The following is a 9,581-nucleotide window of genomic DNA, read 5'->3' as shown; positions in this document are numbered from 1 at the left end:
TTCGGGGCCGCGGTCAAGGCCGTCAAGGAACAACTGCGGGCCGTCCCCGACCGGGGCATCGGCTACGGCGCGCTGCGCCACCTCGCCCCCGACACGCCCTTCACCGACCACCCCGCACCCCGCATCAGCTTCAACTTCCACGGCCGGTTCGACGCCACGGCCGGGCCCGGCGGAGCCCCGTCCGCCGACGGTCTTCTCGGGCGGATGCTCCCGCCCGTCGGAGGGGACCACCACCCCGACGAGCGGCGTGCCCACGAACTGGACGTGATCGGTGTCGTCATGGACGAACGGCTGACGTTCACCTGGACGTACTCGACCGAGCGGCACCGCGCGGCCACCGTCGAACGCCTCGCACACGACCTCGCCGCGCAGATCAGCGGCTTCGTGCGGCACTGCGTCCGGTCCGAGGCAGGCGGGCGTTCGCCCTCCGACTTCCCGCTCGCCCGGCTGGACCAGGCAGCCGTGGACGCCGTCGTCGGGGCCGGGCGGCAGGCGCAGGACGTGGAGGACGTCTATCCCCTCACTCCGTTGCAGAGCGGCATGCTGTTCCACACGCTCGCCGACCCGGCCGTCTACCTCGACCAGGTGTCGTTCGTGCTGGAGGGTGCCGGAGACCCGCAGGCCCTGGCCGAGGCGTGGCAGCGGGTCGTGGACGCCACTCCCGCGCTGCGCACCCACCTCGTGTGGGAGGACGTGCCGCGGCCGCTCCAGGTCGTGCGCCGACGGGCCGTGCTCGCCGTTCGCCACGAGCCGGCCGGTGCGGACCCCGTCGCCGTCGCGGCGGCCGAACTGGCCACCGGAATCGACCTCGCCGACGGGCCCCTGATGCGGATCGCGCTCGTGCCGGAACGGCCCGGTGCCGTCCGCGTCGTGTGGACGTTCCACCACGTCGTCCTCGACGGCTGGAGCACCTCTCGGATATTCGCGGACGTCTTCGCGCAGTACACGGCGCTGACGTGCGGCGAACGCGCCCCGGTCGCGGCCGGGCCGCCGTTCGCCGACTACGTCGCCTGGCTGGAGCGCCAGGACCCGCGGGCCGCCGAGGAGCACTGGCGGCGGGTCCTCGACGGGTTCCGCGCGCCCACCCCGCTGCCGGTCGACCGGACACCGGCCCCCGGACACCGCGCGCACGCAGCCGAGCGGGTGCGGGCCGAACTCGCCCCCGCCGACGCGGCCGCCGTGTCGCGCATGGCGCGGGAGCACGGACTCACCCTCAACACGGTCGTCCAGGGCGCCTGGGCGCTGCTGCTCGCCCGTTACGCCGGAGAGACCGACGTGTGCTTCGGTGCGACCGTCTCCGGACGCCACGCCGACCTGCCGGGCATCGAGTCGACCGTCGGCAACTTCCTCAACACCCTGCCGGTGCGCACCGACACCGGTGGGTCCGGCAGCGTCGTCGACTGGCTGCGCGGACTCCAGGCCGAGCAGGTGGAGGCCCACCGCTTCGAGCACCTCTCGCTGCGCGGAATCCGCGAATGCGCGACCGAACTCCCGCAAGGCAACGAACTGTTCGAAAGCATCGTCGTCTTCGAGAACTACCCGGGCAACGAGGAGGCCGCCGCCGCGCACGGGCTGCGCGTCACCGACGTCACCGCCGTCGACACCACCAGCTATCCGCTGGACCTGACCGCGTACGCCGACGCGGAACGGCTCGCCCTGCACCTCTCGTACGACCCCGCCCTGTTCGGCCGTGACCGGGTCACCCGCCTGTCCGCCCAACTCCGGGCGCTGCTGCGGGCCATGGCCGAGGACCCGACCGTACGCCCGGCCGAACTGTCCATGCTGCCCGACGAGGAGCGCGCCCGGCTCGTCGAGCCCGGCGGCTGGAGCGGCGGGACCATTCCGTACGAGGACGGGACCTGCCTGCACGAACTGATCGCCGCGCAGGCCCGCCGAACCCCGGACGCCGACGCCGTGGTGTGCGGCGACGACATCCTGTCGTACGTCGAGCTCGACACCCGCGCCAACCGGCTCGCGCACGAACTCGTCGCCCGCGGCGCCGGGCCCGGGGCCGTCGTCGCGATCTGCCTGGAGCGCGGCACCGAGATGGTCGTCGCCCTCCTCGCCGTCCTGAAGTCCGGCAGCGCCTACGTGCCACTCGACCCGGCCCACCCCGCCGAACGGCTCGCGTACGTGCTGGACGACAGCGACGCCCGGATGGTCCTCACCCGGGCCTCGCTCGCCCCGGCGCTGCCGACGGTCGACGCGCCGGTCCTGGCGCTGGACGCCGAACCGCTGAGCCGCGCCGTGGCCCGCCACCCCGACACCGTTCCCCCCACACGGGTGCGGCCCCGGGACCTGGCGTACGTCATCTACACGTCCGGTTCCACCGGGCGGCCCAAGGGCGTCCAGATCGAGCACCGCAGCGTCAGCCACGGGGCCGCTTCGTGGGACGCCGCCTACGGGTTCACCGACGGGCGGCCGGTGCGTCAGCTCAACGTCGCCAGCATGTCGTTCGACGTGTTCGTCTCCGACCTCGTGCACGCGCTGTGCCACGGCGGCGCGCTCGTCCTCGCCCCGGCCGACACCGTCACCGACCCGGGCCGCCTGCTCGACCTCGTGCGCTCCGCGGGCGTCACCCACCTCGACACGGTGCCCGCCCTCGCCACCGCGCTCGCCGACGAGGCCGCCCGGCGCGGCGAGGAACTGCCGCCGCTGAGGGTCCTCGCGGTCGGCGCGGACCTGTGGCGCACCGACGACTGCCGCCGCCTCCTGGACCGCGCCGACACGGCGACGACGACCGTCCTCAACACGTACGGGGTGACCGAGGCGACCGTCGAGTCGTGCCTGTACCCGGTGCACGCCGACACCCTGCCCGACACCCCGAGCGTCCCCATCGGCCGCCCCAACCCGGGCATCCGCATGTACGTCCTCGACGAGACGCTGCGGCCCGCGCCCGTCGGCGTCACCGGCGAGCTGTACCTCGGCGGACCGAGCGTCGGTCGCGGCTACCTGGGCCGGCCCACGCTGACCGCCGAGCGGTTCGTCGCCGACCCGTACGGGGACCGGCCGGGCGACCGGCTCTACCGCACCGGTGACCGGGCCCGACATCTGCCCGGCGGCGACATCGAGTTCGCCGGGCGCGCCGACGAACAGACGAAGATCCGCGGCTTCCGCATCGAACCCGGCGAGATCGAGGCGGCCCTGCGCAAGCACCCGGCCGTCTCCCGCGCCGTCGTCATGGCACGCCAGGACCACGGTGCCGCGCCCCAGCTCGTCGCGTACACCGTCCTCCACGACGGCCACGCCTTCGTCCCGGCCGAACTGCGCGCCCACCTCAAGGCCCTGGTGCCGGCGTACATGGTCCCGGCCGCGTTCGTCGCCCTCGACGCGCTGCCGCTCAACGCCAACGGCAAGGTCGACCGTCGCGCCCTGCCGGTGCCCGACCCGGACGCGGTACAGACCGGGACCGAGTACGTCGCCCCCCGCACCCCCGGCGAGGAGGCCGTCGCCGCCATCTGGCAGGAGGTGCTGGGCCTCGAACGGGTCGGCGCCGAGGACGACTTCTTCGCCCTGGGCGGCAACTCGATCCTCACCCTCCAGGTCACCGCCCGGATCCGGACCCGGTTCGGTGTGTCCCTCACCGTCCGGGCCGTCCACGACGCCCCGACCGTGGCCGCACTCGCGGACGCGGTGGAGGAACGCATCCTCCAGGAGCTCGAAGAGTCGATGCGGGGCTGAGCCGCGCCCGCCACCGACCCGCACGCACGCGCATTCACCAGCACGACCCGAGGGGGTTTCATGAACACGGCGTCCACGCCGAACTGGAAGTCCGAAACGGTACCGGCGGCGGGCGCCACCGTCCTGGAGGCGGTCGCCCACTGGGCCGCCCGCACCCCGGACGGCATCGCGGTCGAGCACGGCGACACCGCCCTGAGCTACCGGGAGCTGAACGAGCGGGCGGGCCGGCTGGCGCACCTGCTCCGCCGGTCCGGGGCGCGGGCCGAGGACCGGATCGCCGTCTGCCTGGACCGCTCCCCGGAACTGGTCGTCTCGCTGCTCGCCGTGCTGCGGGCCGGCGGTGTGTACGTGCCGGTCGACCCCGGCTACCCCGCCGACCGCATCGCGTACATGATCGAGGACGCCGCCCCGAGGCTCCTCGTCACCCGCGGCGGTCTCGGGGGCGAGGCCGCCGTCGCGGGGACCGAGGCCGGTTCCCGCGTGATCGACCTCGACCACGTCGGGGCCGAGCTGCGCACCGGTCCGGCCGCCGCCCCCGCGGCCGGCCACGGCGCCGCCTCCGGCGCCGCGTACATGATCTACACCTCCGGTTCCACCGGCCGCCCCAAGGGCGTCGTCGTCCCGCACGCCGGACTCCCCGGCCTCGCCGCCGCGCACACCGCCGCGCTCGACCTGCGGTCCGGCGACAAGGTCCTCCAGTTCGTCTCGCCCAGCTTCGACGTGGCCATGGCCGACATGGTGATGACCCTCACCGCCGGGGCCACCCTCGTCCTCGCCCCCGGCCAGCCGCTCGGTGACGAACTGCTGAGGCTCCTCGCCGACCGCAGCGTCACCCACGTCATGCTGCCGCCCGTCGTCCTGGGCACCCTGCCCGCCGCCGACCTGCCCGCGCTGCGCACCGTCGTCGTCGGCGGCGAGGCCTGCCCCGACGACACCGTTGCCCGCTGGGCCACCGGCGGACGCCGCGTCATCAACGCCTACGGCCCCACCGAGGCCACCGTCTGCACCACGCTCTCCGCCCCGCTGCCCGCCGACCGCACCGGCCCGCACCCCATCGGCCTGCCCATCGACGGCGCCCGCGCCCACGTCCTCGACGCCCGACTGCGCCCCGTCGCCGACGGCGAGTGGGGCGAGCTGTACCTCGGCGGCCCGCTCGCCCGCGGCTACCACCGGCGCACCGGCCTCACCGCCGGGCGGTTCGTCGCCGACCCGTACGCCGAGCGGCCCGGCGACCGGCTCTACCGCACCGGCGACATCGTGCGCCGACGGCCCGACGGCGACCTGGAGTTCGGCGGACGCGCCGACGACCAGGTGAAGATCCGCGGCCTGCGCATCGAGCCCGGCGAGATCGAGGCCGTCCTCGCCGGCCACCCGGCCGTGCGCAGCGCCGTCGTCGTCGCCCGCGAGGACCGGCCGGGCCTCAAGCGGCTCGTCGCCTACCTCGTCGGCCACGACGGCGACCGCCCGTCCCTGGCGGACGTCCGCGCGCACGCCGCCGCCGAACTGCCCGAGGCGATGACCCCGTCCGCGTACGTCGTCCTCGACGCGCTGCCGCTCACCGCCAACGGCAAGCTCGACCGGCGCGCCCTGCCCGCCCCCGAGGAGGACTCCGACCGTCCCTACACCGCCCCCCGGACACCTGCCGAGACCGCCGTGTGCGCGATCTGGGCCGATGCCCTCGGCGCGACGCGGGTCGGGGCCGACGACGAATTCCTCGACCTCGGCGGCGACTCCGTGCTCGCCCTCCAGGTCGTCACCCGCATCCGTGCCGAGCTGGGCGCGGCGCTCACCTGGCGCGAGCTCTTCGACCACCCGACACCGGCCGCGCTCGCCGCGCTCGTGGAGAGCGACCCGGACGGGGCACGCGACGAACCGGACCGCATCCCCGCGCGGACCGACCGGACCGGGCCGCTGCCGCTCGCACCCGCCCAGCAACGCCTCTGGTTCCTGCACGAGTTCGCCCCCGACAGTGTCGAGTACAACACCGCCGCCGCCCTGCGGATCAGCGGGGCACTGGATCTCGACGCGCTGCGCGCCGCCGTCGGCGACCTCGTCGCACGGCACGAGACCCTCCGCACCGTCTTCGAGAACCACGACGGCCGGCCCGTCCAGGTCGTGCGGCCCGAACTCGCCGTCCCCGTAAGGACGGTGGACCTCGCCACGGAAACCGACGCCGACGCGGCTCTCGACCGGGTCCTCCTCGCCGAGCAGTCCGTCCCGTTCGACCTGCGCACCGGCCCGCTGCTGCGCGTGCTCGCCGTCGCGCTCCGGCCCGGCGAGCACGTCGTCCTGCTCACCCAGCACCACATCGTCACCGACGGCTGGTCCGTCGGCGTTCTCGTGCGCGACCTGGGCGCCCTGTACGCGGCCCGCCGCGACGGCACGGCCCCCGCCGCCCTGCCCGAACTCCCCGTCCAGTACGCCGACTACGCCGCCTGGCAGCGCGCCCGCACCGAGGGCGACGCCCTGGACGCCCAGCTCGGCCACTGGCGCACCCGCCTCGCCGACCTGCCCGTGCTCGACCTCCCCACCGACCGGCCGCGCCCCGCCGTGCGCACCGCGGCCGGAGCGCTGCACACCTTCCACGTGCCCGCCGCCCTCACCGAGCGCCTGACCGCCCTCGCCCGGCAGCAGCGGGCCAGCCTCTTCATGGCGCTGACCGCCGTGACCCAGCTGCTGTTCGCCCGCCACAGCGGACGCCGCGACATCGCCCTCGGCACCGTCACCTCCGGCCGCGACCACCAGGACACCGCGGACCTCGTGGGGTTCTTCGTCAACACACTCGTGCTGCGCGGCGACATCGACGAGACCGGCTCCTTCCGCCACCTGCTCGACCGCACCCGCGGCATGGTCCTGGACGCCTTCGCCCACCAGGACGTGCCGTTCGACCGGCTCGTCGAGGCGCTCGCGCCCGAGCGGGACCCCAGCCGCACCCCGCTCGTGCAGGCCGCGCTCGTCCTGCAGAACGCCTTCGGCGACGCCGACGGCCTCGACGACTTCGCCGGACTGCCCGCCGCACGCGTCCCCGTTCCGCGCGCCTCCGCCCGCTTCGACCTCACCCTCGAATTCTCGGCGCACGACGGCGGACTCGACGTCGAACTCGAGTACAGCACCGACCTGTTCGACGCCGTCACGATGCGGCGCCTGGGCCGTCAATGGGTGGATCTCGCCCAGGAGCTCACCGCCTACCCGGAGCGCCCCACCGCCGCCATCGGCCACCTCACGCACGACGAACGCAACCGCATCGTCGAGGAGTGGGGACGCTCCGCCGTCGGCGCCGGAACCCCGTCGCTGACCCTGCCCGCCCTGTTCGCCGCCCGTACCGCCGCGGCCCCCGACACGCCCGCCGTCGAGCACGGCGACACCACCCTCACCTACGCCGAGCTGGACGCCGCCTCCGCCCGGCTCGCCCACCTGCTGCGCGCCCGGGGCGTGGGCCGCGAGACCCGCGTCGCCGTCCTCCAGCCCCGCTCGGCCGACTGGCTGGTCAGCCTCCTCGCCGTGGTCAGGGCGGGCGGCGTCTACGTACCCGTCGACCCGGAGTGGCCCGCGCAGCGCCTCGACCACGTCCTGCGGGACTGCGGCGCCCGGCTCGTGATCCGCGCCGGCGACCCGTCCGGCGCGCAGCCACCGACCCCGGCCGTCCTCGGCCTGCCCGTCCTCGACCTGGACGACCCCAGGGTCCGGCGTGAGACCGCCGCCCGGTCGGCCACCACGCCCGACGTGAGCATCCCCCTGGACGCCGCCGCGTACATGATCTACACCTCGGGCTCCACCGGCCGCCCCAAGGGCGTCGTCGTCACCCACCGCGGCATCGCAGGTTTCGCCGCCGCGGCCTCCGCACGCCTGCGCACCGACCCGACCGCCCGCGTCGTCCAGCTCGCCTCGGCCGGGTTCGACGCCTCCGTGATGGAACTCCTCATGGCCTTCGGAGGCGGCGGCACCCTGGTCGTCCCCGACGGCCACGGCCCCCTCGTCGGCGAGGCGCTCCACCGCTTCTTCGCCGAGCGCCGCATCAGCCACACCCTGATCCCGCCGACCGTGCTCGGCACCATGCCGCCCGGCGACCTCCCCGACCTGAGGGTTGTCTCCACCGGCGGCGAGGCCTGCGGCCCGGACCTCGTGGCCCGCTGGGCCCCCGGCCGGACCATGGTGAACGCGTACGGCCCGACCGAGGTGACCATCGCCGCCTCGATGAGCCGCGAACTGAACCCCGGCGCGGGCGCCCCGCCGATCGGCGAACCCGTCGCCGACGCGCACGTCGCCGTCCTCGACCCCTGGCTCCGCCCCGTACCCGTCGGGGTCGTGGGAGAGCTGTACGTGTCCGGCCCGGGTCTCGCCCGCGGCTACCACGACCGGGCCGGTCTCACCGCGGAGCGCTTCGTCGCCGACCCGGCGGGAACGGGCGGCCGGCTCTACCGCACCGGCGACCTCGCCAGCTGGCACACCGACGGCCAACTCGCCTACCAGGGACGGGCCGACGACCAGGTCAAGATCCGCGGTCTGCGCATCGAACTAGGCGAGATCGAGGCCGTGCTCGCCCGCCACCCGTCCGTCGCACAGACCGCCGCCGTGGTACGCGAGGACCGCCCCGGCCACCCGCGGATCGTCGCCTATGTGACCCCGGCCCGCCCCGGCGCCCGTCCGGACGCCGACGCCCTGCGCGGGCACGCCGCCGCCGAACTCCCCGCGTACATGGTGCCGTCGGCCTTCGTCGCGCTCGACCGGATGCCGCTCAACTCCAGCGGCAAGACCGACCGCAAGGCCCTGCCCGCACCGGAATCCGACGGCGCGGCCCGGCACGTCGCCCCGCGCACGGACACCGAACGGACGCTCTGCGAGATCTGGACAGACGTCCTCGACCTGGCGGACATCGGCGTGGAGGACAACTTCTTCGCCCTCGGCGGCGACTCCATCCTCAGCATCCAGGTCGTCACCCGCGCCCGCCAGGCCGGACTCGACCTGACCTCCCGCGACATCTTCGCCCACCAGACCGTCGCCGCCCTCGCCGCACACGCCGACGCCGCGGACAGCCGGAGCACGCCGACCGTGCGCGCCGAACAGGGCACGCTGCGGGGCGATTTCCCCACCACCCCCATCCGCGAGTGGTTCTTCACCACGCATCCCGTGGCTCCGCACCACTTCAACATGGCGATGGAGCTGACCCCCGCGCCCGGCACCCGCCCGGACGCCCTGCGCGCCGCCGTCGCCGCGGTCCTCGACCAGCACGACGCCCTGCGGTCCGTCTTCCCCCTCGGCACGGACGGCGTCCGCCACGGCCGCATCGAGCCGACCGTCGACATCGACGCCGTCCACACCGTCCACCCGCTCCCCGAGGGGCCGGCCGGCGACACCGCCTGGGCCGACCTCACCCACCGCGCCCAGCGCGAACTCGACCTCGACCACGGGCCACTGGTACGGATCCTCGCCGCCGTACGAGGCGAAGGACCCGACCGCGAGGTCACCCGGATCCTCGTCGTCGTCCACCACCTCGTCATGGACGGCGTCTCCTGGCGCATCCTCCTCGACGACCTCGCCACCGCGCACACCCGGATCAGCGACGGACACCCCGCCGACCTCGGCCCCAAGACCACCTCCGTACGCCAATGGGCCGACCGCCTCGCCGCACACACCCGCGACGGCGGCTTCGACGACCAGCGTTCCTACTGGGAGGGCGTCCTCGACGGCGCCCACACCGGCCCGCTGCCCGCGGACCTGCCCGACGGCGCCGACACCGTCGCCCACCAGCGGACCGTGACCGTCGCGCTCGACACCGACGAGACCGAGGCCCTGCTGCACACCGTCCCGCCCGTCTACCGGACCAGGATCGACGATGTCCTGCTGACCTGTCTGGCGCGGGTGCTGCGTGCGTGGACGGGTCGGGAGCGGACGGCGGTGGA

The 9,581-nt window shown here is 74.9% G+C and carries 2 protein-coding genes; both read left to right on the top strand.

Annotated features, from left to right (window positions below; genetic code table 11):
• Nucleotides 1-3,681 (top strand): amino acid adenylation domain-containing protein (locus tag AB0E67_RS35610; protein ID WP_362034887.1); only part of this gene is annotated, 3,681 nt, incomplete at its 5' end.
• A gap of 60 nt (nucleotides 3,682-3,741) precedes the next feature.
• Nucleotides 3,742-9,581, top strand: a 5,840-nt coding sequence (locus AB0E67_RS35605; protein ID WP_362034885.1) for an amino acid adenylation domain-containing protein, incomplete at its 3' end; no start/stop codon positions are given.

It is taken from the genome of Streptomyces sp. NPDC032161, assembly GCF_040636995.1.
Taxonomy (GTDB): domain Bacteria; phylum Actinomycetota; class Actinomycetes; order Streptomycetales; family Streptomycetaceae; genus Streptomyces.
This window is presented reverse-complemented; position numbering and strand designations above follow the sequence as displayed.